This is a genomic window from Streptomyces sp. NPDC059875 (assembly GCF_042731085.1).
Taxonomy (GTDB): Bacteria; Actinomycetota; Actinomycetes; order Streptomycetales; family Streptomycetaceae; genus Streptomyces.
In genome coordinates, this window is sequence record NZ_JBHWJZ010000028.1 from 37,990 (window position 1) to 64,249 (window position 26,260).

Annotated in this window: 24 protein-coding genes; 9 read left to right on the forward strand and 15 right to left on the reverse strand. The window is 72.8% G+C overall.

Translation table 11 applies throughout. The annotated features are described in order from the left end of the window. Window positions 1-16 precede the first annotated feature (16 nt). Window positions 17-1,168 carry an acyl-CoA dehydrogenase family protein gene (locus ACFV9D_RS29060; RefSeq protein WP_385152490.1) on the reverse strand — a complete coding sequence of 384 codons (1,152 nt, stop codon included), beginning with the start codon at window positions 1,166-1,168 and terminating at the stop codon, window positions 17-19. Window positions 1,169-1,241: 73 nt separating this feature from the next. Between ACFV9D_RS29060 and ACFV9D_RS29065 the strand changes: the two genes are divergently transcribed. The 3 genes from ACFV9D_RS29065 to ACFV9D_RS29075 all read left to right on the forward strand — a co-directional run bounded on the left by ACFV9D_RS29065 (window position 1,242) and on the right by ACFV9D_RS29075 (window position 3,670). Beyond that, window positions 1,242-1,919 carry a TetR/AcrR family transcriptional regulator gene (locus ACFV9D_RS29065; protein WP_385152493.1) on the forward strand — a complete coding sequence of 226 codons (678 nt, stop codon included), beginning with the start codon at window positions 1,242-1,244 and terminating at the stop codon, window positions 1,917-1,919. A 96-nt stretch (window positions 1,920-2,015) separates the two neighbouring features. Further along, window positions 2,016-2,711, forward strand: a complete 696-nt coding sequence (locus ACFV9D_RS29070) for an ArsR/SmtB family transcription factor (RefSeq protein WP_385152496.1) — start codon at window positions 2,016-2,018, stop codon at window positions 2,709-2,711. 32 nt (window positions 2,712-2,743) lie between these two features. Continuing rightward, complete coding sequence (locus ACFV9D_RS29075; RefSeq protein ID WP_385152499.1) at window positions 2,744-3,670, forward strand: DMT family transporter; 927 nt, start codon at window positions 2,744-2,746, stop codon at window positions 3,668-3,670. Here the strand turns inward: ACFV9D_RS29075 and ACFV9D_RS29080 are convergent. The 12 genes from ACFV9D_RS29080 to ACFV9D_RS29135 all read right to left on the reverse strand — a co-directional run bounded on the left by ACFV9D_RS29080 (window position 3,667) and on the right by ACFV9D_RS29135 (window position 18,279). Next, window positions 3,667-4,746 (reverse strand): Zn-dependent alcohol dehydrogenase, encoded by a 1,080-nt coding sequence (locus ACFV9D_RS29080; protein ID WP_385152662.1) that lies wholly within the window; start codon window positions 4,744-4,746, stop codon window positions 3,667-3,669. The two genes, ACFV9D_RS29075 and ACFV9D_RS29080, sit on opposite strands and share 4 nt — an antisense overlap. A 41-nt stretch (window positions 4,747-4,787) precedes the next feature. Next, window positions 4,788-6,179 (reverse strand): aldehyde dehydrogenase family protein, encoded by a 1,392-nt coding sequence (locus tag ACFV9D_RS29085; RefSeq protein WP_385152501.1) that lies wholly within the window; start codon window positions 6,177-6,179, stop codon window positions 4,788-4,790. Between the two features lie 119 nt (window positions 6,180-6,298). Next, window positions 6,299-6,772, reverse strand: a complete 474-nt coding sequence (locus ACFV9D_RS29090) for a DUF3574 domain-containing protein (RefSeq protein WP_385152504.1) — start codon at window positions 6,770-6,772, stop codon at window positions 6,299-6,301. 595 nt (window positions 6,773-7,367) lie between these two features. Further along, window positions 7,368-7,514: a hypothetical protein gene (locus tag ACFV9D_RS29095; protein WP_385152507.1), complete on the reverse strand. Its 147-nt coding sequence runs from the start codon at window positions 7,512-7,514 to the stop codon at window positions 7,368-7,370. A gap of 76 nt (window positions 7,515-7,590) precedes the next feature. Then, entirely contained in the window at window positions 7,591-8,370 is a 780-nt protein-coding gene (locus ACFV9D_RS29100) for a class F sortase (protein ID WP_385152510.1), read from the reverse strand. Beyond that, complete coding sequence (locus tag ACFV9D_RS29105; protein WP_385152513.1) at window positions 8,357-9,046, reverse strand: hypothetical protein; 690 nt, start codon at window positions 9,044-9,046, stop codon at window positions 8,357-8,359. The genes ACFV9D_RS29100 and ACFV9D_RS29105 overlap by 14 nt, the downstream gene beginning before the upstream one ends. A 167-nt stretch (window positions 9,047-9,213) precedes the next feature. Continuing rightward, window positions 9,214-10,632, reverse strand: coding sequence for a CitMHS family transporter (locus ACFV9D_RS29110; protein ID WP_385152665.1), 1,419 nt, complete (start codon window positions 10,630-10,632; stop codon window positions 9,214-9,216). 134 nt (window positions 10,633-10,766) lie between these two features. After that, the gene (locus ACFV9D_RS29115) at window positions 10,767-13,001 is read right to left on the reverse strand and encodes a molybdopterin-dependent oxidoreductase (RefSeq protein ID WP_385152516.1); all 2,235 of its coding nucleotides are present in this window, start codon (window positions 12,999-13,001) and stop codon (window positions 10,767-10,769) included. 91 nt (window positions 13,002-13,092) lie between these two features. Further along, entirely contained in the window at window positions 13,093-13,722 is a 630-nt protein-coding gene (locus ACFV9D_RS29120) for a TetR family transcriptional regulator (protein WP_385152519.1), read from the reverse strand. 104 nt (window positions 13,723-13,826) lie between these two features. After that, window positions 13,827-15,104 carry a hypothetical protein gene (locus ACFV9D_RS29125; protein WP_385152522.1) on the reverse strand — a complete coding sequence of 426 codons (1,278 nt, stop codon included), beginning with the start codon at window positions 15,102-15,104 and terminating at the stop codon, window positions 13,827-13,829. Beyond that, a complete protein-coding gene (locus tag ACFV9D_RS29130) occupies window positions 15,101-16,177 on the reverse strand; it encodes a hypothetical protein (protein WP_385152525.1) in 1,077 nt (358 codons plus the stop codon). Before ACFV9D_RS29130 ends, ACFV9D_RS29125 begins: the two co-directional genes overlap by 4 nt. Further along, the gene (locus ACFV9D_RS29135; RefSeq protein WP_385152528.1) at window positions 16,174-18,279 is read right to left on the reverse strand and encodes a right-handed parallel beta-helix repeat-containing protein; all 2,106 of its coding nucleotides are present in this window, start codon (window positions 18,277-18,279) and stop codon (window positions 16,174-16,176) included. The genes ACFV9D_RS29130 and ACFV9D_RS29135 overlap by 4 nt, the downstream gene beginning before the upstream one ends. Window positions 18,280-18,451: 172 nt before the next feature. On the opposite strand from ACFV9D_RS29135, the gene hmgA reads away from it, so the two are divergent. The 3 genes from hmgA (at window position 18,452) to ACFV9D_RS29150 (ending at window position 21,824) form a co-directional block, all read left to right on the forward strand. After that, window positions 18,452-19,771 carry a homogentisate 1,2-dioxygenase gene (gene hmgA / locus ACFV9D_RS29140; RefSeq protein ID WP_385152668.1) on the forward strand — a complete coding sequence of 440 codons (1,320 nt, stop codon included), beginning with the start codon at window positions 18,452-18,454 and terminating at the stop codon, window positions 19,769-19,771. Between the two features lie 78 nt (window positions 19,772-19,849). Beyond that, window positions 19,850-20,599: a GntR family transcriptional regulator gene (locus ACFV9D_RS29145; RefSeq protein ID WP_385152531.1), complete on the forward strand. Its 750-nt coding sequence runs from the start codon at window positions 19,850-19,852 to the stop codon at window positions 20,597-20,599. Window positions 20,600-20,612: 13 nt separating this feature from the next. Continuing rightward, on the forward strand, window positions 20,613-21,824 hold the full coding sequence (locus ACFV9D_RS29150; RefSeq protein WP_385152534.1) for a type ISP restriction/modification enzyme: 1,212 nt from the start codon (window positions 20,613-20,615) through the stop codon (window positions 21,822-21,824). 6 nt (window positions 21,825-21,830) lie between these two features. Here ACFV9D_RS29150 and ACFV9D_RS29155 read toward each other — a convergent pair whose 3' ends face one another. Continuing rightward, window positions 21,831-22,544: a TetR/AcrR family transcriptional regulator gene (locus tag ACFV9D_RS29155; RefSeq protein WP_385152536.1), complete on the reverse strand. Its 714-nt coding sequence runs from the start codon at window positions 22,542-22,544 to the stop codon at window positions 21,831-21,833. Between the two features lie 62 nt (window positions 22,545-22,606). Here ACFV9D_RS29155 and ACFV9D_RS29160 point away from each other — a divergent pair, with 62 nt between their 5' ends. The 3 genes from ACFV9D_RS29160 (at window position 22,607) to ACFV9D_RS29170 (ending at window position 25,606) form a co-directional block, all read left to right on the forward strand. Next, on the forward strand, window positions 22,607-23,545 hold the full coding sequence (locus ACFV9D_RS29160) for an ATP-binding cassette domain-containing protein (protein ID WP_385152539.1): 939 nt from the start codon (window positions 22,607-22,609) through the stop codon (window positions 23,543-23,545). Next, window positions 23,542-24,318, forward strand: a complete 777-nt coding sequence (locus ACFV9D_RS29165) for an ABC transporter permease (RefSeq protein ID WP_385152542.1) — start codon at window positions 23,542-23,544, stop codon at window positions 24,316-24,318. The genes ACFV9D_RS29160 and ACFV9D_RS29165 overlap by 4 nt, the downstream gene beginning before the upstream one ends. A gap of 91 nt (window positions 24,319-24,409) precedes the next feature. After that, window positions 24,410-25,606 (forward strand): CaiB/BaiF CoA transferase family protein, encoded by a 1,197-nt coding sequence (locus ACFV9D_RS29170; RefSeq protein ID WP_385152545.1) that lies wholly within the window; start codon window positions 24,410-24,412, stop codon window positions 25,604-25,606. A gap of 98 nt (window positions 25,607-25,704) precedes the next feature. Here ACFV9D_RS29170 and ACFV9D_RS29175 read toward each other — a convergent pair whose 3' ends face one another. Then, window positions 25,705-25,968: a hypothetical protein gene (locus ACFV9D_RS29175; RefSeq protein ID WP_361846960.1), complete on the reverse strand. Its 264-nt coding sequence runs from the start codon at window positions 25,966-25,968 to the stop codon at window positions 25,705-25,707. Between the last annotated feature and the right edge of the window lie 292 nt (window positions 25,969-26,260).

Here is a 26,260-nt window from a genome sequence, read left to right on the forward strand (position 1 = left end):
GCGCACCGCGATGTACTCAGAAGGCCGACACGCCCGTCAGCGCCCGCCCGATGATCAGCTTCTGGATCTGGCTGGTGCCCTCGTACAGCGTCATGACCCGGGCGTCGCGCAGCAGCTTCCCGACCGGGTACTCGTCGATGTAGCCGTAGCCACCGAAGACCTGGAGGGCGTTGTTCGCCGCGCGGACGGCGGCCTCGGAGGCGTACAGCTTGGCCTTCGACGCGGCGGTGGCGAACTCCTGGCCCCGGTCGATCAGATCGGCGACGCGCCAGGTCAGCAGGCGCGACGCGTCCACATCGACCGCGATGTCGCTGATCAGCTCCTGCACCAGCTGGTACGAGGCGATGGGCTTGCCGAACTGCTCGCGCTCCCCCGCGTAGCGCACGGCCGCGTCGAGCGCCGCCTGCGCGATGCCGACGCAGCCGGCCGCGACCGACATCCGCCCCTTGGCCAGGGCGGACATGGCGATGGAGAAGCCCTTGCCCTCGGGGCCCAGCATCGCGGAGGCGGGGACACGGACGTCCTCCAGGACCAGTTCGGCGGTCGCCTGGCCGCGCAGTCCGAGCTTGCCGTGGATGGTGCGGCGGGTCAGGCCCGCGGTGTCCGTGGGCACGAGGAAGGCGGAGACGCCCTTGTGGCCGGGCGCGTCGTTGGTGCGGGCGAAGAGCAGGACGACATCGGCCCAGGTGCCGTTGGTGATGAACATCTTCGAGCCGTCGACGACGTACGCGTCCCCGTCACGGACGGCCTTGGTGGCGAGGTTCCCGGCGTCCGAGCCGGTGCCGGGCTCGGTCAGCCCGAAGCAGCCGATGGCCTCGCCCGCGCAGAGCCGGGGCAGCCAGGCGCGCTTCTGCTCCTCGCTGCCCCAGGAGGCGATGGTCTTGGCGACGAGGCCGAGCGAGACGGAGACGATGCCGCGCACGGAGGAGTCGCCGCGCCCCAGCTCCTCGGTGACGAGGCAGTAGGAGAGGTGATCGCCGCCCGAACCGCCGTACTCCTCCGGGATCGTGAGGCCGAGGAAGCCGACGGAGCCGAGCTTCTTCACGATCGACCGGTCGACGTCCTCGGCGCGGTCCCACTCGACGACGTGCGGGGCGACCTCGCGTGCGACGAAGTCCTCGGCGAGCCGCCGTACGGCTTCCTGTTCCTCGCTCAGCTCCAGATTCACGGCGGCACCCCGGGTTCCGTTCGAGTTTAATTACCACTGCTAGTTTTCAGCGGGCACGCCTACTATGTGCGCCATGGCCCGACCGCGCAAGCCCCTCCTCAGCAGAGACCGGATCATCAAGACGGCGAGCGCGCTCGTGGACGCGGAGGGCCTCGCCGCCCTCTCCACCCGGCGGCTCGCCGCCGAGCTGGGGGTGAGTGGGCCCTCGCTCTACAACCACTTCCGTACCAAGGACGAGATCCTCGACGCCGTCGCCGACGCCGTCAGCGCGAAGGTCGATCTGTCGATGTTCGAGGAGGGCGACGGCCGCGACTGGCGTACCGCGCTGCACGACTGGGCCGCCTCCTACCGCGCCGCCCTCACCGACCACCCCCACATCGTCCCGGTCCTGGCGCAGGGCCCCGGCCGCCGCCCGGCGGGCCTGAAGGTCGCCGACGCGGTCTTCGGCGCCATGGTCCGGGAGGGCTGGCCGCCCGCCCAGGCGACCTACATCGGCGCGCTGATGCGCTACTTCGTCACCGGCTCCGCGCTGGGCTCCTTCGCCCGGGGCTTCGTCGACGACGAGACGGCCTACGACCCCGCGGACTACCCCCACCTGGGCCAGGCGCACCTCCTGGCGGAACACCGCCAGAAGGTCGACGAGGGCGCGTTCGAGACGGGTCTTCGTGCGCTGCTCGACGGCCTGGCGATGCAGTACGAGGCGGGGGTACGGGCGACGTGGACGAAGCAGGACGCGACGGGCGACTCGTAGCGGCGGTGGCGCGGGCCTTCGCGGATCCGGGCTCGGCGCAGGAAGCATGAGTACGGTTCGGCCGCCGCCGAACGGTGTCCGCGGCATCCTGTCCCCATGGCACCCAGAGACCTCGCCGCCCTCGCGGCGCTCTTCGCGGACGAAACCCGGGCCGCGTTCCTGCTCGCGCTGCTCGACGGGCGGGCCTGGACCGCCGGGGAGCTGGCGCGGCACGCGCGCGTGGCGCCGTCCACCACCAGTGAGCACCTCAGCAAGCTCGTCGCGGGCGGGGTGCTCGCCGAGGAGCGGCAGGGGAGGCACCGTTACGTGCGGCTCGCCGATCCCGGGATCGCGCACCTCGTGGAGGACCTCGCCGCGCGCGCCGAGCCCGCCCGGAAGGAAATGCCGCGCACGCTGCGGGCCGCGAGCGCCGGGCAGGCGATGGCGCGGGGCCGTACCTGCTACGACCATCTCGCCGGGCGGCTCGGGATCGCGATCACCGAGGCGATGACCGTCCGCGGACTGCTGCGCCAGGACACCGGGTTCGCGCTCACCGACCGGGGCGTGGAGTGGTTCGGGGAGAGCGGCATCCCGCTGACGGCCAAGGGGCGGCGGCCCGTCGCGCGCGGCTGCCTCGACTGGACCGAGCGCAAGCCGCACCTCGCGGGGATCGCCGGCGCGGCGCTCTGCGCCCATGCGCTGGACAGCGGCTGGTGCGTACGGATCGGGTCCGAGCGCGCCGTGAAGGTGACGTCCGACGGGGAGCGCGCGCTCCAGGAGGCGCTGGGCATCGACCCGGCGATATTGCGGTGAGCGCCGAAGCGTCCAGGGCCTACGGTCACCCCATGACCAACTCCCCCGGCACATCCCGCCTGGCGCTCGCCGCCGCCGCCGTCACCGTCGTCCTGTGGGCCTCCGCATTCGTCTCGATCCGCAGCGCCGGCGCCGCCTACTCCCCCGGTGCGCTCGCCCTCGGCCGGCTCCTCGCCGGGGCTCTCGTCCTCGGCGCGGTCCTGCTGATACGTCGGGAGGGGTTGCCGTCGCGAGCCGCCTGGCCGGGCATCGCCGTCTCCGGGCTCCTGTGGTTCGGGGCGTACATGGTGGCTCTCAACTGGGGCGAGCAGGAGGTCGACGCGGGCACGGCCGCGATGGTCGTGAACATCGGGCCGATCCTGATCGCCCTGCTCGGCGCCCGGTTCCTGGGCGAGAAGCTGCCGCCCCGGCTGATCGCGGGCATGGCGGTGTCCTTCGCCGGCGCGATCGCGGTCGGGTTCTCGATGTCCGGCGAGGGGCACGCCTCCGTGCTCGGCGTCGTGCTCTGCCTGGTCGCGGCCGTCGCGTACGCGGGCGGTGTCGTCGCGCAGAAGCCCGCCCTGGCGCACGGCAGCGCCCTGCAGATCACCACCTTCGGATGTCTGGTGGGCGCGGTGGCGTGTCTGCCGTTCGCCGGGCAGCTGGTCGACGAGGCGAGCCGGGCGCCGCTCTCGGCGACCCTGAACATGGTGTACCTCGGGGTGTTCCCGACCGCCCTCGCCTTCACGACCTGGGCCTACGCCCTGGCCCGTACGACGGCCGGCCGGATGGGCGCGACGACCTACGCCGTACCGGCCCTCGTGGTGCTCATGGCGTGGGTGTTCCTCGGGGAGCTGCCGGGGCTGCTGACGCTCGCGGGCGGCGCGCTGTGCCTCGCGGGCGTGGCGGTGTCCCGCTCCCGGCCGAAGCCCCCTGCGAAGGCTCCGGCCGACAGCGTCGAGACCACCGAGACCGTCTAGAAGACGACGAGCGACCGGCCGCCCTTGCCGGCGAGCATGTTGTCGAAGGCGCCGGGGATGCCGTCCAGGGTGATCCGCTCGGTGACCAGCGCGCTCAGGTCGAGGCGGCCGGCCCGGATGTGCTCGGCGAGGACGGGCAGGTCCCGGGCCGGATCGGAGTTCCCATACACGCAGCCCGACAGGGTCCGGCCCCAGTGGAAGAGCTCCAGGGCGTTGAAGGTGACCTGCTGGTCCTTGCCGCCGATGCCGACGACGGTGGTGCGGCCGCCGCGCCGGGTGGAGTCCCAGGCGGTGCGGATGGTGGTGGCGCGGCCCACGCACTCCACGGCCACGTCGGCGCCCTGGCCCCCCGTCAGCCTGCGGATCTCCTTCGCGGTGGTCTCGGAGGCGACGACGTACTCCGTCGCACCGGCGGCCCGGGCCAGGGCCTCCTTCTCCGGCGACACGTCCACCGCGATGATCGGTGCCGCGCCCGCGATACGGGCGGCCTGGAGGGTGGCCAGGCCCACGCCCCCGACGCCGAAGACGACGACGGACTCGCCCTCCCGCACCCGCGCCGAGTGGTGGATCGCGCCCCAGCCGGTGAGGACGGCGCAGCCGAGGAGGGCCGCGTCGGTGAGCGGGACCCCGTCCGGAACGGGCAGGACGCAGTTCGCCGCGACCACCGTCTCCTCCGCGAAAGCCGCCACGTTGAGGCCGGGGTGGAGCTCCGTCCCGTCCTCGGTGGCGGCGTACACGTTCGCGGCGCCGGTCAGCGCGTCGGCGCAGAGCCAGACCTCGCCGAGCGAGCAGGGGTGACAGGCGCCGCAGGACGGCGCCCAGTTGAGGACGACTCCGTCGCCGGGGGCGACGTGCGTGACGCCCTCCCCCACGGAGACGACAGTGCCGGCGCCCTCGTGTCCGAGGACGGCGGGGACGGGTACCCGCATGGTCCCGTTGGACAGCGAGAGGTCGGAGTGGCAGACCCCGGCGGCGGCGAGGCGGACCCGGACCTGGCCGGGGCCGGGCTCGGGCAGCCGTATGCCGGTGATCTCCAGCGGAGAACCGACGGCGGGCAGGAAGGCGGCGCGGACCACGCTCATGGCTCGACTTGCTCCTCGGGTGCTCGGATCGGTGTTCAGAACTGGAGGGACTTGGTCTGGAGGTACTCGGCGAGGCCGTGCGCGCCCAGCTCGCGTCCCACGCCCGACTGCTTGTAGCCGCCGAACGGGGCGAGCAGGTTGAAGCGGCCGCCGTTGATGTCGACCTGGCCCGTTTCCATCCGGCGGGCGAAGGCGACGGCCGCCTCCGGCTCGCCCCAGACGGCGCCGGCGAGCCCGTACACGGTCCCGTTGGCGATGGCGAGGGCGTCCTCCTCGTCCTCGTACCGCAGGATCGAGACGACCGGGCCGAAGATCTCCTCCTGGGCGATGGTCATGTCCGGGGTGACGTCGGCGAAGACGGTCGGGGAGACGTAGTAGCCGGTCTCCCGCGGGGCCTCGGGGCCGCCGGCGACGATCCGGGCGCCCTCGGCCACCCCCTGCTCGATGTAGCCGCGCACGCGCTGCTGCTGCTTGGCGTTGACGAGCGGGCCGACGCGCTCGCCGGGGACGTACTTCGCGACGGCCTCGGCGGCCAGCGCCACCGCCTCGTCGTACCGGTCGGCGGGGACGAGCATCCGGGTCCACGCGCTGCACGTCTGGCCGGAGTTGGCCATGACGTTGGCGATGCCGACGGCGACGGCCTTGCCGAGGTCGGCGCTCGGCAGGATGACGTTGGCGGACTTCCCGCCGAGTTCCAGGGCGACCCGCTTGACGGCGCCGCCGGCGGTGGCGCCGATCTGCTTGCCGACGGCGGTCGAGCCGGTGAAGGAGACGAGGTCGACGCCCTCGTGCTCGGCGAGCGCCTGGCCGGCGACCGGGCCGAGGCCGGTGACGAGGTTGAAGACGCCGGCCGGGATTCCCGCCGCGTGGACCACCTCGGCGAAGAGCTGGGCGGTCAGCGGGGTGTCCTCGGCGGGCTTGAGGACGACGGTGCAGCCGGCGGCGAGCGCGGGGGCGACCTTGTTGACGATCTGGTGGAGCGGGTAGTTCCACGGGGTGATCGCGCCGACGACGCCGACGGGCTCGGAGTAGACGGTGGAGTTGCCGACCTTCTCCTCGAAGGAGTGCGTGGCGGCGAGCTCGGCGTAGGAACCGGCGACCGCGATCGGCAGTCCGGTGTGGACGGCGGAGGCGAGCGGGGGCGGGGCGCCCAGCTCGGCGGTGACCGTGGCGGCGATCTCCTCCGCGCGGGCCGCGAGGCCGTCGCGGAGCGCGCCGATCAGCTTGGCGCGCTCGGCGGGCGGGGTGGCGGCCCAGCCGGGGAAGGCGGCGCGCGCGGCGCGCACCGCGGCGTCGACGTCCTCCGCGGTGCCTGCCGGGACATGGGCGATGACCTGCTCGTCCGCCGGGTTGACGACCGGGATCGTGTCCGTGGAGGCGGCGGGACGCCACTCCCCGCCGATGTACATCGCGTCGTGGCTCTTCATCCGCTGCTCCTTCGTCCTTCGATCCATCGGTCTGCGTCACCGGCCGGTTCGACGCCCCCAAACTAGCGCCGTTAGTTTTCTGGCGCCAGGGCCGCCTTTCTCCGCATCGGACGCCGGGATCAGAAGTCGGCCAGGGTCGGCTCGTCGAGCCGGGCCACGGACTCCTGCCCGAAGGCCTTCCGGTACGCCTCCCTGATGTCCTCGATCCGCGGATCGTGGAGCCGCGCCTCCGACGCCGGGTACAGCAGGATCAACTCGTACGAGCGCTCCCGCTCGATGGTGCCGTTGCGGTCGCGCCACTGTCCACGCCCGTTCTGGACAGTCAGGCCGGCCGGAAAGCCGGGGGTGACCTCCGTGTCGACGAAGGCCATGAACTGCTCGTCGGTGACGGCCGGGCCGCCGTCGGGGCGCTCCGTCCCGAAGAACAGCCGGGTCTCGACGTAGGCCTTGCCGCGCGTCTGCGCCGTGAGGGCGGTCCGCGGGCTCGTGTCCTCGCCGAGGGTGGCGTACGCGGCGGGGGCGCCGACCGCGAGCAGGAGGCTAGCGGTGGCGATGGCGACACGGGTACGGGTGGCCGGCAGGCGGATGGGCATGTGCACGTCCCTCTCGTTCGGGGGCCGGGCCCGGTGGCGGGTCCCGGGATGTCCGAGGCTCAGTAACTCCCCAGTAACGGACCAGTTCTAGCGTCCCGGCAGAGCCCGCCCCGCCACCCCACGCACGTTCCCCCGAGATCAAAGGGGAGCGGGGCGCCGGCTTCCCCCGTACCAGCGATGGAGGAGCCACCCCCATGCATCGCAGATCCACCGCCTGGGCCGCGCTCCCCGTGACGGCCGCGGCCCGAGGACGCCACGTTCTTTCGTCGTCCTCGCCCGGCCGGGCCGACCTCTCCCGTGCCCGCACGCGGCGCAGGGGGGACGGCGCATCTGTCGGCCTGGGCCCAACTGGCGTGCGGGCGCGCCTAGGGCCTGTCCGGCGGATCAGGGCCGGATAGGCCGCGGCGTCTGGTGCATGGGGTCTCCCCAGGCCCCTGGGCCTAGGGGACGCATCGCAAGGCGCCGGAGCGCCTTAATAGCGGAGCTATTCAGTCGTTTCGGCAACGCGGCGTGGGGGCACCTCCCGTGCCCGAAGGGCTACGGGGGAGTGCCGTGCCAGGCGTCGCGGCCCCGGCCATGATCCGCCGGACAGGCCCTAGGAGGCGGCCGCGGTGGCGGCCGCCGAGGTCGTGCCGGCGGGGCGGGCCGGGGAGCGGCTCGCGGAGACGGAGGCGCACACCGCGCACGCCGCCGCGCCGGCGGCCCTCGGCCGCGTACGGGAGGCGGCGGAGGGGGTCGACACGGCGGCGGCGGAACTGCCGTATCCGTGGGCGCGCGTCGGGTGGCGCGGGCCCGTGGAACGGCGGGTGGCGCCCGGGTCAGATCTCCCGGGCGACATCGGTGAGGTGGGCGAAGACGACGACGTTCGACTCGTACCCCGTCTTGGGGTCGAAGGAGCCGCCGCAGGTGAGCACCCTCAGTTCGGGGCGCCCGGTGGAGCCGTACACCTCCTTGTCGGGGAACCGCTCCTTCGTGTAGGTGCGGACCTTGTCGACCGTGAAGACGGCGACCCGGCCGTCGGCACGCGCGACACGGACGGTGTTCCCCGGGCTGAGCGAGTCGAGGTTGATGAAGACGGCGGGCCCCGTGCGGGTGTCGCGGTGGCCGACGACGATCGCCGTGCCGCGTTCGCCCGGGGTGGGGCCGTCCTCGTACCAGCCGACGATCCGGGGGTTGTCGGCCGGCGGGGTCCCGAGCTGTCCGGACCGGTCGAGTCCCAGGCCGACGACCGGGGCCTCGATGGTGATCGCCGGGATGGCGAGTTTGGTGGCGCGCGAGCGAGCCAGGGGCGCGGGCGGCGGCTTGGGCTCGGGCGCAGCCTTCGGCTTGGGCTTGGGCTTGGATTTGGCCGGGGGCGTGGGCCGGGGCTGCGCCTTGGGCTTCTGGTCGGGGTGCTGCCCCGGAACGGCCGGGGCGGCGGCGGACTCCGCCGCCGCCCCGTGCGCGGCGGGGCCGGCGGCGATCGGTGGGCCGGACGGTTCCTCGTCCTGGGCCCACCAGATGCCGCCGACGACCAGCGACAGGGTCACCACCACCGTCCGGGTGAGCCGGAGGAGGCGGCGCTGCCTGCGCGTGTAGCGGGACCTACGCGGCGCCATCGGTGCGGCGGCGCGACCGACGGATGAGGATCAGGCCGGCCGTGCCGGCGAGTCCTGCGGCGACGGCGGTCCCGACACCGAAGGCGGAGCTGTCGTCAGCGGCGATGGTGTCGGCGGATCCGCCGCCGCCCGCTCCGACGGGGCCGTGCGGCGGCTTGTGGTGGCCGTTGCCGCCGTGGGTGGGCGGCGCGTGGGTGGGCGGCTTGGTGGTGGGCGGCGCGGTGGTGGGCGGGGCGCTGGTGGTGGGCGGGCTGGTGGGCGTGCCGTTGCAGTCGACCCGGAACACCTTGCTCTTCTTGGCACCCGACTGGCCCGGCCACGTCACCTCGACCTTGTACATGCCGTTGGGGAGCGACATGTCGGGGGAGTAGCCGTTGAATGACGAGTCGAGGGCGATGTCGCCCGACCGGACGGCGGGAGGAGTCCCCGGCGGCTGGTTGTAGATGTCCCAGTGGATCTCCGTGAGGTCGTTGAAGTTGAAGGCAGCGAAGTGGAACCTGCAGACCTGGGGGTGGTTGCTCTGGTCGGGTTCGACGGTGCCCTCCCGGTGGACCTTGATATCGCCGTCGTCTCCGGGGGCCGCGTAGGCGGCGGGCGCACCGGCCAGCGCGACAGCGCTGAGGGCGAGGGTCGCAACGGCGGCGGAGAGCAGGGGGCGGACAGCAAGAGCGGTCATGCGGGGGTTCCTCCAGTCATGAAGACGTCGGACGGATCAACCGATAATCTGACTATCAGTTACATGACCACTACTCAGGGTGCGCGCAACGCCGCGCTCGTCCCCGAATCCCCCGGACAGCCGAAGGCCCCGGTCACCGCGGGGTGACCGGGGCCTGTGGCCGGGCGTCAGATGACGCCGAAGAGGATCCCCGCCGCCAGCACGACCAGCGAGGTCAGCGCGGCCCACTTCACCGTGAACCGGGTGTGGTCGCCGAACTCCACCTTCGCCATGCCGACGAGGACGTACACGGCCGGCACCAGCGGGCTCGACATGTGCAGGGCCTGGCCGGCGATCGAGGCGCGGGCGATCTCCAGCGGCGACACGCCATGGGCCGCGCCCGCCTCCGCGAGGACCGGCAGGACGCCGAAGTAGAAGCCGTCGTTCGACATGAAGTACGTCAGCGGAAGGCTGAGCACACCGGTGACCAGGGCCATGTGCGGGCCCATGCCGTCGGGGATCGCACCCACGACCCAGTCGGCCATGTGCTTGACCATGCCCGTACCGGTGAGAACGCCGGTGAACACGGCCGCAGCGAAGACCATGCCGGCCACGTTGAGGACGTTGTCGGCGTGGGCCGCGATGCGGGCCTTCTGGTCGGCCATGTTCGGGTAGTTGACGGTGAGCGCGAGCGCGGCGCCCAGCAGGAAGAGCACCGGGATCGGCAGCAGCTCGAGGATCATCGCGGTGAGCAGCGCGACGGTGAGACCGGCGTTGAACCAGTAGAGCTTCGGCCGCAGCGTCGGACGGTTCGGGTCGAGACCCTGGAAGCCCTCGTCGGCACCCTCGGGCGGCACGGAGGCACCACCGGACTGTCCGTCGGAGCCACTGGAGCCACCGGAGCCACCGGACGCCTTCGGCGTGTCGGTACCGCCGCCCGCCTTCACCAGGACCGTCTCGGTCTCCGTGACCAGAACCTCGTCCAGGGTGAGGTAGCCGATGCGCTTGCGCTCGCGGCGGCCGAGGACGTACGCGAGGGCGAAGACGAAGAGCAGTCCCACACCGAGCGCCGGGATCATCGGGACGAAGATGTCGGCCGCGTCCACCTTGAGCGCGGTCGCGGCGCGGGCGGTGGGGCCGCCCCAGGGCAGGGTGTTCATGACGCCGTTGGCGGTGGCGGCCACACCGGTCATGACGACCAGGCTCATCCCGAGCCGCTTGTAGAGCGGATACATCGCCGAGACCGTGATCATGAAGGTGGTGGAGCCGTCGCCGTCGAGCGAGACGATCGCGGCCAGCACCGCCGTACCGACCACCACACGGACCGGGTCGGCCTTGCAGAAGCGCAGGATCGCCCGGACGATCGGGTCGAAGAGGCCGACGTCGATCATCACGCCGAAGTAGACGATGGCGAACATCAGCATCGCCGCGGTGGGCGCCAGCTTGCCGACGCCTTCGAGGACGTAGTCGCCCAGCTGGGCTCCTTGTCCGACGAAGACGCAGAACAGCGCGGGGATCAGCACGAGTGCCGCGATCGGCGACATCTTCTTCATCATGATCAGGACCAGGAAGGTCGCGATCATGGCGAAGCCGAGGACGGTCAGCATGGAGGACACCTCACGTTCACCTTTGAACTCCCACCGGGAGGACTCCCACGGTGCGGCGGTTCGGATGACGTTAGGTGCCCTCTTCAGCCGTTAACAAGATGTTGACGCGTGAGCAATACGAGCAAAACCCCAGGTCACGGGAGGGGCGCCAGCTCCACGGGGAAGCCGTTGAGCACGGCGGTACCGGACAGCGGGTCCAGCCGGGTGCCGTCGAGGAGCTGGTTGACGTTGACGCCGGGACGGGCGGCGGCGACCGCGAGGCGGGTGCCCGCGCGGTCGTGGCCCCAGCCGTGCGGCAGGCTCACCACCCCGTTCCGTACGGTGTCGGTGATCTCCACCTCGACCTCCAGCTCGCCGCCCTCGGACGTGATGCGGGCGGGCTTTCCGTCGGCGAGGCCGAGGCGGTCGGCGTCGTCCGGGTGGATCTGGAGGGTGCACCGGTTGGAGCCGCTGTTGAGGGACGGCGCGTTGTGCAGCCAGCTGTTGTTGGACCGCAGGTGCCGCCGGCCGACGAGTACGAGTCCGCCGGGTCCGGCGTCGAGGGCGGCGCGCAGCCGGGGCAGGTCGGCGGCGATCGGCGCGGGCAGCAGCTCGACGCGGCCGCTGCGGGTCTTGAGCAGCGCGGGGATGCGGGGCTTCAGGGGCCCGAGATCGATGCCGTGCGGTGCCTGGAGCAGGTCGTCGAGGGTGAGGTCGTACGGGCCGAGGCGCAGCATCATGTCGAGGCGCCGCAGGGGCCCGGTGGCGCCGCTCAGCCGCGCCGCGACGGCCTTGGGGTCGGCGCCGTGGACGGGCGAGTGCTCCTGGATGACGGCCTTGGCGAGGGTCGTGTCGATGGCGAGGTCGTCGACGGCGGAGGGCGTGGCGCCGTGCTTCCCCAAGCTCTCGGCTTCGCTCGAGCAGGGGGGACCCCAATCCGACACGGCGAGGATCAGTCGGGCGTGGATCTCGCACTCGTCCATGCGTCCCTCTTCCAGAGGGACGGCGGCCGGCGTGAACCGGGCCTGGTTGCGGACGGCGAAGCCGTTGAAGGCGAAGTCGAAGTGGGCGCTCTGCGACGGCGGCGGCGGGGGCAGCACGACATCGGCGTGGCGGGTGGTCTCGTTGAGGTACGGGTCGACGGCCACCATGAAGTCCAGGGCGCCGAGGGCGGCGTCGAGGCGCCTCCCGTCGGGTGCGGACAGGACGGGGTTGGCGGCGACGGTGATCACGGCGCGGATGCGACCCTCGCCCTCGGTCTCGATCTCCTCGGCGAGGGCGACCATCGGGAACTCGCCCTTGGCCTCGGGGTGGCCGGAGACGCGGCTGCTCCAGCGGCCGAGCGCGAAGCCCTTGCCCGGTCCGGCCGGACGGGGCGCGGGTGCGGTGGCGGAGAGCGGGAAGAGCGCGCCGCCGGGGCGGTCGAGGTTGCCGGTGAGGACGTTGAGGACGTCCACGAGCCAGTTGGCGAGGGTGCCGTACGCGACGGTGGAGCTGCCCATGCGGCCGTAGACGGCGGCCGAGGGCGCGGCGGCCAGTTCGCGGGCGACGGTGCGAATCGTGGCGGCGTCCAGGTCGCAGGCGGCGGCGACGACCTCGGGCGTGAAGTCCCGTACCGCTTTCCGTACCTCCTCGACTCCCTCGACGTGGTCGGCGAGCGCGCCGAGGTCGGTGAGGCCCTCCGCGAAGAGGGTGTGGACGAGCGCGGCGAGGAAGAGGGCGTCGGCGCCGGGGCGGATGGCGACATGGCGGTCGGCGAGTCGCGCCGTGCGGGTGCGGCGCGGGTCGACGACGGTGAGGGTGCCGCCGCGCCTGCGCAGCGCCTTGAGCTTGCCGGGGAAGTCGGGGGCGGTGCAGAGACTGCCGTTGGAGTCCAGGGGGTTGGCGCCGAGCATCAGGAGATGGGCGGTGCGGTCCAGGTCGGGCACGGGGATGGCGAAGGGGTCGCCGAAGAGCAGTCCGCTGGAGACGTGCTTGGGCATCTGGTCGAGCGTGGAGGCGGTGAAGAGGTTCCGCGTGCGCAGGGCGCCGATCAGCAGGGGCGGGTAGAGGGCGCCGGCCATGGTGTGGACGTTCGGGTTGCCGAGGGCGATGCCCACCGCGTTCGGTCCGTACGCCTCGACCAGGGGCCGGATCCGGGCGGCGATGGTGTCGAACGCCTCGGTCCAGGTGGCCTCCTGGAGGGTGCCGTCCTTGCGGACGAGGGGCCCCGTGAGCCGGTCCGGGTCGGCGTCGACCTCGCCGAAGGAGGCGCCCTTGGGGCAGATGAAGCCCTGGCTGAAGACGTCGTCGCGGTCTCCGCGGGCGCCGGTGACACGGGTGCCGTCGAGGGTGAGGGTCAGCCCGCAGGTGGCTTCGCAGAGCGGGCAGATACGCAGGGCGGTGGGCATGACGGGCTCCCTGGGGCGGCGGCGGTGGCGCGCGGGCACCAGAGAGCATACCGACCGGTACGCACGGTGGGGAGGGCCGGGACGGCGTGCGTCAGGACAGCGAGGGCGCCAGGTAGGCGTAGAGCAGCTCGCGGGTCTCGGCGACGAGCCCGGGATCCCCCGACGGGTCGGTACGGAAGGCGAGTTGGAGCAGCGCGTCGGCCGCCTCGACGCCGACAAGCACCTTGCGCCGCAGGACGTCGTCGGCGGTGCGGCCGAGATGGGTGGCGAGCAGCCCGCAGAGACGGTCGGCGACGAGGTGGTTGGGGTCCTCGCCGGATCCTTCGTCGACGGGGGGAGCCGGGACGCCGAAGTCGACGAGCGCGAAGCCGGGGACGGTGCGCTTCATGGCGATGTACTCGTCCAGGACGCCGTCGATCGCGCTGTACGCGTCGACGCGCCGGGCCGCGGCGAGCCGGGCGTCGATCCGCTCGGCGTAGCGGTCGAGATTGCGCTGGGCGAGGGCGGCGGCCATGGCGCGCTTGTTGCCGAAGAAGCGGTAGACGGAGCCGATGGGGACGCCCGCGCGGACGGCGACGGCGCGGGTGCTCAGCTGCTCGTAGCCGGTCTCGTCGAGCAGTTCGGCACAGGCGTCGAGGATCCGGGCGAGGCGCTCGGCGCTGCGCTGCTGGACGGGCGTGCGGCGGAGGGAAGGCTGGGGAGGCTGGGGCACGGGGTCCATGATGCCGCTCCGGTCCTGATCGGGTCGGGCGATGTGCGGGTCGGGCGGTGGGCACGTCCGGCGGTGAGCGGGTTCGGTCGCGAGCGGGTCAGGTCGCGAGCGGGTCAGGCGATGAGCAGGCCGATTCCGCCCAGGGTGTACGCGATCATCAGCGCGAACAGCGGGAGTTGGCCGGCCACGGCGCGGGCGGGCGGGAAGAGGCGCACGGAGCGGTCGTGGGCGGCGACGACGCCGAGGACGTGGCCGGTGACGATCGCGGCGACCTGGAGGGTGGCGAGGCCGCCGGGAGTCAGGGGCGGGGCGGGTGCCAGGGCGTTGTCAGTGCCCGCTGCCATCATGACGGTACGTGGTCCTTCGGTGACGAAGAGTGTGAAGTAGTGGGCGACGAGATAGCCGAGGGCGATCGGCAGGAGGGAGTGGGCGAAGGACGTGAGGGGGTGGGTGAGTGTCCGGGACATCAGGCGCAGGGTGCCGGCGCACAGGGCGTAGAGGGCGGCGACGAGGGCGACGGCGGCGAGAAGACCGAGGGTGGCGGTGGTGGTCGGGCCGAGCGGTGAGGTCTGGAGGGTGGTGATCCAGCGGGGGTTGTCGGAGATGCCGTCGTAGGCGGTGGAGCCGAGGAGGACGCAGACGGTGGCGACGTGTCCGGGGGTCTGCGGGGTGGAGTCGAGGCCGTCGAAGGGCGAGCGCAGGACGAGCCGGCCGTCGGCGCGGCGGCCGAGCGGGGAGAGCCGGGCGAGGAGGGAGGAGTAGACCTCGAAGGGGTCGGCGTGGGCGAACCAGTCGGGGCCGTGGCGGGCGGCGCCGAGCAGGCCGGTGGCCGTGAGGACGGCGAGGAAGGTCAGGAGGGTGGTGGTGGACGCGGGGTCGGGGGCGGCGAGTTCGAGCCAGGCGAAGAGGAGGAGTCCGGCGGCGGCGGGGCGGATGCCCAGGCCGGCGGGGATCGGGCGGGGGTCACGGGGTGTGGGGAGCAGGGCGTGAAGGGTGCGCAGGGGGTTGAGGAGGCGCCAGACGGGGCCGAGGAGGAGGGAGGCGGGGACGAGGCCGACCCAGAGCAGGACGTAGACGGCGCCGGGGGCGGGGTTGCGGTCGGGGTCGTCGGGCCCGAGGAGGAGCTGGAGCAGGACAGTGAGAGCGGCGGCGACGCCGAGGAGACGGAGGGCGGTGCGGGTGGCCGGGGCGTCGGCGAGGCGCTGGAGGGCGGCGGGCAGGGGGCGGCCTGCCCGGTCGCCGCGGAAGCGGGAGGAGGACCAGAGCAGGCCGAGGCCGAGGAAGGAGACGAAGAGCGCGGCGAACGCGCCGGCGTAGGCGTAGAAGGGCGAGAGGGGGAGGTCGTGCTGGGAGCCGACGCCGTGGGCGAGGAGGTGCGCGGGAGCGGTCATCGGACGACGAGTTGGGTGAGCAGGAGTCCGGACCCGTGGGTCTCGACCTCGAAGAGTCCCGTGCGGTCGGCGGTCAGGGTGAGGGAGGCGGGCTTGCCGGGGGCGAGGGGCAGTTCACGGTCGTAGCCGTGGACGTGGAGGGTGTCGGCGCGGTCGCTGGTGACACGAAGGGTGAGGCGCTCGCCCTTCTTAAACTCGACGCGGGAGGGAGGCGGTTGGACGGAGGTGCCGGTGACGGTGATCTCGACGGTCCGGCCGGGGGCGGTCGTGGGCGTCGGGGCCGGGGCGTTCGTCGGGCCGAGGCGGACGGTGGCCTCGACCGGCTTGCCGGCGACGGCCCAGACGGTGTGGTCGTCGGCGTGGAGGCGGACGGTCACGGTGCGGGCACCGGCCGGGATGTGGTGCCAGGGGCCGTAGGCCCGTCCGGCCTCCTTGCCGTCGACGAGCAGCCGGGCGTATCCCCGGCCGGGGATCGCGGCGCCGCCGACGCTCTCGGGGGTGAAGCGGAACCGCTCCACGGCCAGGTGGATGTTCCAGCCGCCCTCGGTGTCGGGGCGCGGATCGATCCGGACGGCGGGGGCGCCCGCGGCGGGCACCTCCCTCAGCCGGTGCCCGCGCTCGTCCTTCGCCGCGAGCAGCGTGCCGCTGCCGCCGGTCGCCTCCTGGTGACCGGTGCCCGGCTTGTGGTGCGTGGTGGCCCGGCCGCCACACCCGACGGCGGCCAGCACCACGGCGACGACGACGCCGACGAGGACACCGACCCGACGGCGCCCCGCGCAACGGCCGGAAGGCCGCCCCTCCGCGTCTACGGAGTCGGGCGCAGCCCCAGGCAGCCGGACAGAAGACTCTGGCCCGGCAACCGACACCGGCACCCGCCCTGCCCCATCGGCCCGGGCGGCGAAGGCGCCGGCCGTGGGCGTCTGGGCGGCCGACCGGTCGGCCGAGGCGGAACCGGAGGCGGCCGCGGCGCCGGACGTGGACCCGGTCCGGACGGCCCGATCCGGTTCATGCCCGGAGGGCGGCGCCGGCGCCGCTCCGGCGCGGAGGGCCGCCGCTGCGGGCTGCCGGCTCACGATGCGTCTCCGGCGGACGCCTCGCGCGCGGACGCGGCCACCGGTGCCGGGCCGGGATCCGGGGTCGGCTCCGGGTCGCCCGCTCCCCCGGGCGTCCGGCGGCCCGCCGCGATCACCGCCCACAGGACCCACACCACCGCGAGCAGCCCGCGCAGCCACGCCGGGCTCAGGGGGATCCAGGGGATCATCAGGACGGCCTTGTCGAAGGCGTCGAGGAGGGTGAGGGCGCCGAGCGCGAGGGTGGTCCAGGCGAAGGCGGGGCGCGCCGGCCGCAGCATCAGCCCGAGCGCCGTCCACCAGGCGCCGATCAGGAGCAGCGCCAGGGCGGGAAGGGGGCCGGAGGCCAGGCCGAGGGTGGAGCCGACCACGTCCAGGGCCAGGCCCGCGAGGCCCACGAGGGTCGCCGCGCCCGCGAGCCGGTTGCCGCGGAGCCTGCGCCACCACAGGACGCCGCCGACCAGGGCGAGGACGACCGCGATCCCCAGGGCGAGCTGGGTCTCGACGCGCTGTATCCCGCGCGCCCCGTACCAGTCGCAGCCCGCCGGCAGCCGCCGCGCCTGGACGTTGTAGTCGGCGCAGACGAGGAGGTGGGCCAGCTTGGCCGGTTCACCCACGAGCCGGTCGGTGTTCCCGGAGACCTCTCCCCGGCGCGCCCCGCACTCGGGCAGCGCTCCGGGGGTCGACGCCCGGGACGCCTTCCCCTCGGACTGCCAGCAGTTGCCGCCGCCCTGGCCGTCCCACCACACGTCCGTGCGGTTGGGGCGAGAGGCGCCCGACTTGTCGATGCCCAGGTGGTTGCCGGCGTAGCGGTTGTGGTGGGAGGTGTCGGTCTGCTTGCCCCAGGCCGACTCGCCGCGGATGAAGGCGGGGACGGCGCTCAGGAAGAAGGCGGCACGCTGGTGCCCGTACACCCAGTTGTCCTCGTACAGGTTCCAGTTGCCGCCGGCCGTGATGATGCCGGTGCCGGGCGGCATGGAGATCTGCGGGCAGACGACGCCCTGCTCGTAGCCGCGCTCCACGGGCGGCTTGGCGCAGGTCCCGTCGGCGACGTACCGGTAGTAGTTCTGGTTGTTGTCGTGGATCAGGTTGCGCTCGAAGCGGGCGTGGTTCTGCGGGAGTCCGGGGTGGCCGGGGAAGGCGGAGTCCATCGACGCGCCGCCCATGTTGTGGTCGAACTCGTTGTCGTGGACGTAGACCGAGTCCCCCGCCGTGCCGGAGTAGCCGACCATGTTGTGATGGCTGCGGCAGCCGGTGATCTCGATGGAGTAGCGCGGGACGTCGTAGCCGCGGTCGTCGTTGATGTCGGAGGCCGAGCCGGGGTAGATGCCGGAGTCCCCGTTTCCGTACGACTCGCAGTTCTTGTACAGGCCGTGGTCGGAGGCGAAGGTCAGGAATCCGTACTCGTCGTTCCACCGGGTCAGCACGTTGTCGATGACGAAGCCGTCGCCCGCGAGCACGTACAGCGAGTTGAAGGTGGTGCGCTGGGCGGTGAAGTTGCGGAAGTAGATCCCGTCGGACTCGTCGGCCCGTATGGCGTTGAGCTTGGTGTACTTGGCGTCGATGACGACGTCGAGGCGCGAGGCACCGGTGCCCTCGATCTGGAGGTTCTTCTTGCCGAGGATCGCGACCAGGTTCTGGTTGTGCGGGCACTGCTTCTGCTGCTCGTACGACAGGATCTGGTACCCGAGCGCGGACTCGGGCGCCTTCAGCGCGGCGCAGGCCCCGACCGGCGCGGGCTGTGAGGGCTCCTCCTCGTAGAGGCCGGGCAGGACGGCGATGGTCATGCCGGGCCGGTCGACGGCGTCGACGGCCTGTTGCAGATGCCGGTAGCCGCTGCGGGCGCACCGGTCGAAGAGGGCCAGGTTCCGGGCCTTCACCTCGGCCGGGAACCCCGACACCCGGCGGGTGAAGTCGGCCCGGTCGGTCTTGCAGACCAGGAGATCGGGTTCCCCGGTGCGCAGCGCCGGCACGCTGCCGGAGCCGTCGGGAAACGTGACGGGCCGTTCCTCGTGGGCCTGGGCCCCGGGGGCGGTGACAAGGGCGGCGGCGAGCGCCGCGAGAACGACCGAGAGCGCGACAAGGAGCCTGCGGGTCCACGACATGCGCGTGAGAGTAGAGCAATGTTCATCTTTTGGAACCCCCTCTGCACGGATCACGTCGAACCGAGACCCCGTTGACGCGAGCGGTCGCGGAATCCTACGGTCATCCATAGGATTCCCTTGCGGGCTCAGACAGGAGCGGGCGATGACCACGGAACAGGCGACGGGGCAGGCGATGGGACAGGCCACCGAGCAGGCCAGAAAGACGGCCGAGGCGCTGACGTACAGCACCGGCTTCGGCAACGAGCACAGCTCGGAGGCCGTGCCCGGCGCACTGCCGCACGGCCGTAACTCACCGCAGCGCGCACCCCTCGGTCTCTACGCCGAGCAGCTCAGCGGCAGCGCCTTCACCGAGCCGCGCGCGCACAACCGCCGCTCGTGGCTCTACCGCATCCGCCCCTCGGCCGCGCACCCGTCGTTCACCCGGATCGACAACGGCTCGTTGCGGTCCGCGCCCTTCACCGAGACCGTCCCCGACCCCAACCGGCTGCGCTGGAACCCGCTGCCCGACCCGGCGCCGGGCACGGACTGGCTCGCCGGCCTGTGGACGCTCGGCGGCAACGGCAACGCCACCCAGCGCGCCGGCATGGCCGTGCACCTGTACCACGCGAACGCCTCCATGGACCGGGTCTTCAGCGACGCCGACGGCGAGCTGCTGATCGTCCCCGAGCGCGGCGGCCTCCTGCTCCGCACCGAGCTGGGCCTGCTCGCCGCCCGCCCCGGCGAGGTCGCGCTGATCCCCCGCGGTGTCCGCTTCCGTGTCGAGCTCCTGGACGAGACCGCCCGCGGGTACGTCTGCGAGAACTACGGGGCGCCGTTCCAGCTCCCCGACCTCGGCCCGATCGGCGCCAACGGCCTCGCCAACGCCCGCGACTTCCGCGCGCCCGTCGCCGCCTACGAGGACACCGAGGGCCCGGTCGAGGTCGTCAACAAGTACTGCGGCAACCTCTGGTCGGCGACCTACGGCCACTCCCCGCTCGATGTCGTCGCCTGGCACGGCAATCACACCCCGTACGTCTACGACCTGCACCGCTTCAACGTCATCGGGTCGATCACGTACGACCACCCGGACCCGTCGATCTTCACGGTCCTCACCTCGCCGTCCGACACCCCCGGCCTCGCGGGCGTCGACTTCGTGGTCTTCGCGCCGCGCTGGCTGGTCGGCGAGGACACCTTCCGCCCGCCGTACTTCCACCGCAACGTGATGAGCGAGTACATGGGCCTGATCGAGGGCGCCTACGACGCCAAGGCGGAAGGCTTCGTCCCGGGCGGCGGCTCGCTGCACAACATGATGTCCGCGCACGGACCCGACCGGGAGACCTTCGACAAGGCGAGCGCCGCCGAGCTGAAGCCGCAGAAGATCGACGACGGTCTGGCCTTCATGTTCGAGACCCGCTGGCCCGTCACCGCCACCGGCCAGGCCGCGGCCGCCGACCATCTGCAGAAGGGCTACGACGACGTATGGCAGGGTCTGGAGCGCCACTTCCGGCCGTAGAGTCTCGTAGCCGTCGAGCCTCGTGGCCGCCCGAGCCTCGTAGCCGTCGAGTCTCGTAGTCGTCGTACGGAGAACGCCGTGACCGCCTTCGCTCCCGACTCGCTGGTCCTGAACCGCAAGCTGCCGCTCTGGTATCAGGTCTCGCAGTCGTTGCGCGCCTCCATACTGGGCCGCACGCCCGACGCCTCGCTGCGGCTGCCCACCGAGGAGCAGCTCGCCGCTCACTACGGCGTGAGCGTGCTGACCATGCGCCAGGCCCTCAAGGAGCTGGAGGAGGAGGGCCTGATCAGCAGACACCGACGGCGCGGCACGTTCATCGAGCCGGGCGCCCGGCGCTCCACCCCGCGCCGGCTGCTCGGCTCGATCGACGCGATCGTGGCCCAGCAGTCCGGCGAGCGGACCACCGTCCTCGGTCACGGCGCCGAGCCGGTGCCGGGCGAGCTGGCCGAGTACTTCCCCGATGTGACGGAGGTCGTCGCATACCGGCGGCTGCGGCGCGACGGGGAGAGCGGCGAGCCGACCAACTGGGCGCAGAACGCGGTACGTCCCGAGGTCGCGGCCGGTCTCGATCCGGCCGATCTGGAGCGCTGGCCGATGACCAAGGTGCTGCGGGACGTGATGGGGGTCCGCATCAGCCGGATCACGGACACCGTCGAGGCCCGCCTCGCCGACCCGGAGACGGCGGCGCTCCTCGAGGTGCCGCTGCTCTCGCCGATCCTCCACTACACGGGCGTGACCTACGACGAGGACGGCCGGGTGGTGGACGTGGCCCGGATCCGCTACCGCGGCGACCGGTTCTCCTTCACGGTCACGGTGGAAGCACAATGAGCCCGTCATTAGCATGCGGGGCGTGACCGAAGACGTACCGCTGGACGACGCGCCCCTCCTGGACGAGCTGATGCCGTGGTCCGTCGCGCCGCTGCGGCTCGGCCGGTCCTGGATCGTGGCGCCCGATGTCCGTACGCTGCGGGCGCGCTGGGCCCGCCTGATCGGGGCCGAGGGAGCCGAGCGCGAGGAGCTCTTCCGGCCCAGCCGGGCCCGCACGCCGTCGAGTTCGGTCGCCGCCCTGCCCGGGCAGCGGACCGGCACGGTCCGGTTCGCCCGTGAGTCCGGGCCGTGCCCGGAGCCGGTGCGGCTGGCCCACGGCCCCTTCGACGAGCAGTGGCTGCTCCCCGATCACCGCCTCATCGACACGGCCCGCCCGGAACTGTGGCGGGTCGCCGACGACCACCAGCTCTTCGCCGTCGAGCAGGGGTACGTGCCGGGAGCGGCCGGTCCCGCGCTCCTGGTGACCGCGGCGCTGCCCGCCGGCCGCTCCCCTGCCGGCCGGCCCGGGCGGATCCGTCCGCTCTTCCGCCGCCCCGGGGGCGAGGAGCCGAACGTCGCCCCCGGTCTGCTTCCGCTGCTGAGCGAGCGGTACGGGCGTGAGGTCACCGCCCAGGAGGTACTGGCCTGGGCCGTGGCGGCCGCCCGCCCCTCATCCGCCGGCTGCCGCGTCCCGCTTCCGGCGGACGGGGACGCCTGGGTCGCGGGCGTGGAGCTCGGCCGGCGGCTGACGGACGTCCAGCTGCGGGGCGCCCGCGGCGGCGAGCGGCCCCGCCTGCCCGGCGGCCGGCGCCCCTACGTCCGGGCGCCGATCCCGGCGCGGCCGACCACCCTCGCGTACGAGCCCGGGGAGGAGACCCTGACCCTCGACGACGGCAGGATCTCGCCCGTCCCGGCCGAGGCGTGGGGCTTCCACGTCGGAGGCGTACGGATGCTGGAGCAGTGGTTCGCGCACCGGACCGCGCCCGCCGAACACGGCGGTCTGGAGGCGATCGGCCCGGCGGCCTGGCCGCAGGAGTGGACCTCGGAGCTCTTGGAGCTCATCACCGTTCTCGCGCTGCTCGCCGGGCAGGACCGGGAGTGCGAGGCGCTCGCGGACGGGCCGCGGCTGACCCGGGCCGCGCTGCGGGAGGCGGGCGTCCTGCCCGTGCCGGACGCGGCCCGCCGCCCCGCCTCGGTACTGGACCATCAGGAGGAGGGCCCGGAGGGCCAGTTCGCGCTGCTCTGAGCGGACTCAGGCGACGAACGAGTCGAGTACCCGCCCCAGCGTCCGGTCGAAGATCTCCTCGGGGTCGAGGCTTTCGACCCCGGCCGCGCCGAACACCGCGGCCACCCTCGGGTATGCGCCGCCCGCGAGCTGCCCCATCAGATAGGCCCCGCGCACGGCCTGCTCCTGCTCCTCGGACCAGGGCAGTCCTCGGGCGCGCTCGGCGAGGGCGAGTTCATTGGCGACGATCGTCATCACGGTGCCGTTGACCGTCGCGATCAGCTCCATCTTCGTGCCGCCTGGCACGTCGAGGCCGTCCAGGCAGGCCAGACACCCTTCGAGGAAGCGCAGGGCGTTGGGGCCTGAGGCGTACGCGGTCGTCATGAGCCTGATCACCCAGGGGTGGCGGCGCAGGATGCCCCGGGCCTCGCGGGCCACGTGGAACATGTCCGCGCGCCAGTCCCCGCTCGGAGGGTCGGGGAGGTCGTACTCGCCGCTGACGGCGTCGACCATCAGCTCGTACAGATCCTCCTTGCGCGGCACGTAGTTGTAGAGCGACATCGTGCCGCAGCCGATGTCGGCCGCGATCCGGCGCATCGAGAGCGCGTCGATCCCGTCCGCGTCGGCGAGGCGGACCGCGGCCGCCACGATGTCGGCCCTGCTGTACGCCGGTTTCGGGCCACGGCCCGTGCGCTCGGGGCGCGCCCAGATCACTTCCGGTTCGGCCGCTCGGCCCGCCATTGATCATCACCTCCCCACCATCGTAGTTACGTACAGCGTACGTAGTGGGGTATGGTCACGCCATGACTACTACGTACGCTGTACTTAGTGAGGGTCTGCAGAAGCGATACGGCGACGTCCATGCCCTGCGCGGGCTCGATCTGGCCGTCCCGGAGGGCACGGTCTGCGGCGTCCTCGGCCCCAACGGCGCGGGCAAGACGACCGCCGTCCGCGTCCTCACCACCCTGGTCGCCCCGGACGCGGGCAGCGCGCGGGTCGCGGGATGCGACGTGGCGCGCGACCCGGCGGGGGTACGGAAGCGGATCGCGGTCACCGGGCAGTCCGCCTCGGTCGACGGGGATCTCACCGGAGCCGAGAACCTGCGGCTCTTCGCGAAGCTGCTGCGCGCCCCGCGCGCCCGCGCGGCCGAACTCCTGGAGCAGTTCGGCCTCACGGAGGCGGCCGGGCGGCCCGCCCGGACGTACTCGGGCGGGATGCGGCGCCGGCTCGACCTCGCGGCGAGCCTGCTCGTACCGCCGCGCGTCCTCTTCCTCGACGAGCCGACGACCGGGCTCGACCCGCACAGCCGGAACGGGATCTGGGACGCCGTACGGGGGTTGGCGTCCCAGGGCACGACCGTGCTGCTGACCACGCAGTACCTGGAGGAGGCCGATCAGCTCGCCGACGACATCGTGCTGATCGACGAGGGCCGGGCCGCACACCGCGGCACGCCCGCCGAACTCAAGGCGATGATCGGCAGTTGGGCGGAGGTGGTGGTCGCCGACCCGGCGCTCCTGGACGCCGCGGCGGCCGTACTGGACCAGCTGACCGGTTCCGCGCCCGCGCTGGACGCCGAGCGGCGCACGGTCGGTGCCGTGACCACGGACAGCACCCTCACCCTCCCCCGGATCGTCCGCGAGATCGACGCCGCCGGGGTCCACATCGTCGACGCCTCGCTGCGTCCGCCCACTCTCGACGAGGTGTTCCTGCGCCTCACCGACCGGAAGGAGCTCGTGGCATGAGCGCGTTGGTCCACGACGGAGCCGCCGTCCTCGGCCGGCATCTGCAGAAGATCCGGCACGCCCCGGCGATCGTCGTGATGACGCAGACGATGCCGATCGTCTTCCTGCTCTTCTTCGGGTACGTCTTCGGCAGCGCGCTCGCCATGCCGGGCGCCGAGTACCGGGCGTATCTGGTACCCGGTCTGCTCGTGGCGACGGCGGCGGGCGGGATCATGACGGGGATGTTCCAGGCCGCCCAGGACTCGCACCGGGGTGTGATGGACCGCTTCCGGACGATGCCGATCAGCCGGGCCGCCGTGCCGCTGGGGCAGGCGCTCGCCGATCTGGTGACCAGCGCGGTCGGCATGATCCCGATGATCCTCGTCGGGCTCGCCATGGGCTGGCGCATCGAAGGCACGGCCCTGGAGGCGCTGGGCGCCTTCGGCCTGCTGCTGCTCTTCCGCTTCGCGACGACCTGGGTGGGCATCCTGCTCGGCCTCGCCTCGCAGAGCGAGGAGGCCGCCGGCCAGCTGGGCAGCGCCACGTTCATGCTGCCGCTGCTCTCCAACGCGTACATCCCGACCGAGAACATGGCCCCCTGGCTTCGGACGGTCGCCGAGTGGAACCCGATCTCGGCGGTCACGACGGCGGTACGGGAACTCTTCGGCAACGGGACCGTACCGACGGACGCGGCCTGGCCGGTGGCGCATCCGGTGGCCGGGGCGCTGCTCTGGTCGCTCGGACTCGTCGCGGTCTTCGCCCCGCTGGCGGTGCGGCGCTACGCCCGCAGGTGACGTCGCCTGCGCGGGGCGAGGGACGGTGACGAGGTGACGGTGACGAGGGCGACGGTGACAAGGCGCCGTCCGCAGGGTAGGCAGGGCTGTCATGAGCACTCAGCCACTCCCCCTGGAGGGGATCACGGTCGTCGCGGTCGAACAGGCCGTCGCCGCCCCCTTCGCCACCCGTCAGCTCGCCGATCTGGGCGCCCGTGTCATCAAGATCGAGCGCCCCGACGGCGGCGACTTCGCCCGCGGGTACGACACGGCGGCACGGGGGCTCGCCTCGCACTTCGTGTGGTGCAACCGCGGCAAGGAGTCGGTGGCCGTCGACCTCAAGGACGGGCGGGGGCTCGACCTGGTCCGCCGGCTGGTGGCCGGCGCCGACGTCTTCGTACAGAACCTGGCGCAGGGCGCGGCGGCCCGGCTCGGCCTGGACGCGGCCACGCTCTGCGCCGCGTATCCGCGACTGATCGCGGTCGACATCTCGGGGTACGGGCCGGGTGGGCCCTACGCCCACAAACGGGCCTACGACATGCTCGTGCAGTGCGAGGCGGGCCTGGTGTCGGTGACCGGGACCGAGGAGCAGCCGGTGAAGTCGGGGATTCCGGCGGCCGACATCGCGGCGGGCATGTACGCGTACGCGGGCGTCCTCGCCGCGCTCGTGCGGCGCGGGACGACCGGGCGGGGCGGGCCGGTGGAGGTGTCGCTGCTCGACTCGCTGGCCGAGTGGATGGGGCATCCGCTGCACCACGGGATGCACGGGGGCACGGCCCCGGCGCGCACGGGTCTGGCGCACGCCGTCATCGCGCCGTACGACGCCTATCCGACGGCCGACGGGAGCCTGGTGCTGCTGTCGGTCCAGAACGACCGCGAGTGGCGTCGGCTCGCCGAACAGGTCCTGGACCGGCCGGACCTGGCGTACGACCCGGCTTTCGCCACGAACACGGCCCGGGTGGCGGGCCGCGCGAAGACGGACGCGGTGGTGGCCGACGCGCTGGCGCCGCTGACGGCGGCGGAGGCGCTGGCGCGGCTGGACGCGGCGGGGATCGCGTGCGCGCGGCTGAACACGGTGGCGGATCTGGCGGAGCATCCGCAGCTGGCGGCGCGGGAGCGGTGGCGGTCCGTGGACTCACCGGCGGGACAGCTGCGGACGCTGCTGCCGCCGGTGTGCTTCCCGGACGGACCGAATGCCCCGATGGGCCGCATCCCGGCTTTGGGGGAGGACACGGATGCGGTGCTCGGGGAACTCGGGGTCACCCACGAGGAGCTGCAAGCGCTACGGGCGGACCGAGTCGTGACGTGACAGGACGCCGGGGTGGTCGGGGTGGGCGCACGCCGTCGTTCGGGTTGTGCCCACCCGTTCCGTCCTGCGGAACGTATGCCCACAACCCTTCCCTGAGGTCAGCCCCTGCTGCCGAAGAGGCTGCGGCGCAGGCGCCGCAGGGGGGCGAAGAGCGAGACGCGGGCGCTCTTGCTGCGGCGGCTGTGCGCGACGTCGCGCGACGTCAGCTCCCGCATCAGAAGCGTCGCCTCGGCCGCCTCGCGCTGTGGCACGACGGGGCCGCCGAGCACCGCCAGATGACGGTCGAGCCGCGAACTGGTCGCGCTGCTCCCGCATGTGATGGCAGGCACTCGCGGCCTGCTGCGCATTGCTATCTGTTCCATGTCACTCCCCACCCTAACGAGGGCACCCGGCCCGGGCAGGTTAACCCTATCGCCCCGCTGTGACACTCGTGTATCCCGACGGCAGGATTCACCGCACTCGTACGGGGGTTGACGGTTACTGTCCGAATCCATCTGATTCCAGGGCGAGTTGGACAGCGCTTGAACGCCTGCCGAACCGTCACGAACCATCCTGCACGCAAGGGCGTCGACTGCGATCACCTGACGGAGTGTGATCTCCAACACCAAGATCACCACAGGCTCGCGGGGCGGTGTTCGAAGTGCCCGGGGCGGG

Coding starts and splice junctions, on each gene's coding strand:
- ACFV9D_RS29065 (WP_385152493.1), top strand. CDS start 1,242: ATGGCCCGACCGCGCAAGCCCCTCCTCAGCAGAGACCGGATCATCAAG.
- ACFV9D_RS29070 (WP_385152496.1), top strand. CDS start 2,016: ATGGCACCCAGAGACCTCGCCGCCCTCGCGGCGCTCTTCGCGGACGAA.
- ACFV9D_RS29075 (WP_385152499.1), top strand. CDS start 2,744: ATGACCAACTCCCCCGGCACATCCCGCCTGGCGCTCGCCGCCGCCGCC.
- ACFV9D_RS29085 (WP_385152501.1), bottom strand. CDS start 6,179: ATGAAGAGCCACGACGCGATGTACATCGGCGGGGAGTGGCGTCCCGCC.
- ACFV9D_RS29090 (WP_385152504.1), bottom strand. CDS start 6,772: ATGCCCATCCGCCTGCCGGCCACCCGTACCCGTGTCGCCATCGCCACC.
- ACFV9D_RS29100 (WP_385152510.1), bottom strand. CDS start 8,370: ATGGCGCCGCGTAGGTCCCGCTACACGCGCAGGCAGCGCCGCCTCCTC.
- ACFV9D_RS29105 (WP_385152513.1), bottom strand. CDS start 9,046: ATGACCGCTCTTGCTGTCCGCCCCCTGCTCTCCGCCGCCGTTGCGACC.
- ACFV9D_RS29110 (WP_385152665.1), bottom strand. CDS start 10,632: ATGCTGACCGTCCTCGGCTTCGCCATGATCGCGACCTTCCTGGTCCTG.
- ACFV9D_RS29115 (WP_385152516.1), bottom strand. CDS start 13,001: ATGCCCACCGCCCTGCGTATCTGCCCGCTCTGCGAAGCCACCTGCGGG.
- ACFV9D_RS29120 (WP_385152519.1), bottom strand. CDS start 13,722: ATGGACCCCGTGCCCCAGCCTCCCCAGCCTTCCCTCCGCCGCACGCCC.
- ACFV9D_RS29125 (WP_385152522.1), bottom strand. CDS start 15,104: ATGACCGCTCCCGCGCACCTCCTCGCCCACGGCGTCGGCTCCCAGCAC.
- ACFV9D_RS29135 (WP_385152528.1), bottom strand. CDS start 18,279: ATGTCGTGGACCCGCAGGCTCCTTGTCGCGCTCTCGGTCGTTCTCGCG.
- hmgA (WP_385152668.1), top strand. CDS start 18,452: ATGGGACAGGCCACCGAGCAGGCCAGAAAGACGGCCGAGGCGCTGACG.
- ACFV9D_RS29150 (WP_385152534.1), top strand. CDS start 20,613: ATGCGGGGCGTGACCGAAGACGTACCGCTGGACGACGCGCCCCTCCTG.
- ACFV9D_RS29155 (WP_385152536.1), bottom strand. CDS start 22,544: ATGGCGGGCCGAGCGGCCGAACCGGAAGTGATCTGGGCGCGCCCCGAG.
- ACFV9D_RS29160 (WP_385152539.1), top strand. CDS start 22,607: ATGACTACTACGTACGCTGTACTTAGTGAGGGTCTGCAGAAGCGATAC.
- ACFV9D_RS29165 (WP_385152542.1), top strand. CDS start 23,542: ATGAGCGCGTTGGTCCACGACGGAGCCGCCGTCCTCGGCCGGCATCTG.
- ACFV9D_RS29170 (WP_385152545.1), top strand. CDS start 24,410: ATGAGCACTCAGCCACTCCCCCTGGAGGGGATCACGGTCGTCGCGGTC.
- ACFV9D_RS29175 (WP_361846960.1), bottom strand. CDS start 25,968: ATGGAACAGATAGCAATGCGCAGCAGGCCGCGAGTGCCTGCCATCACA.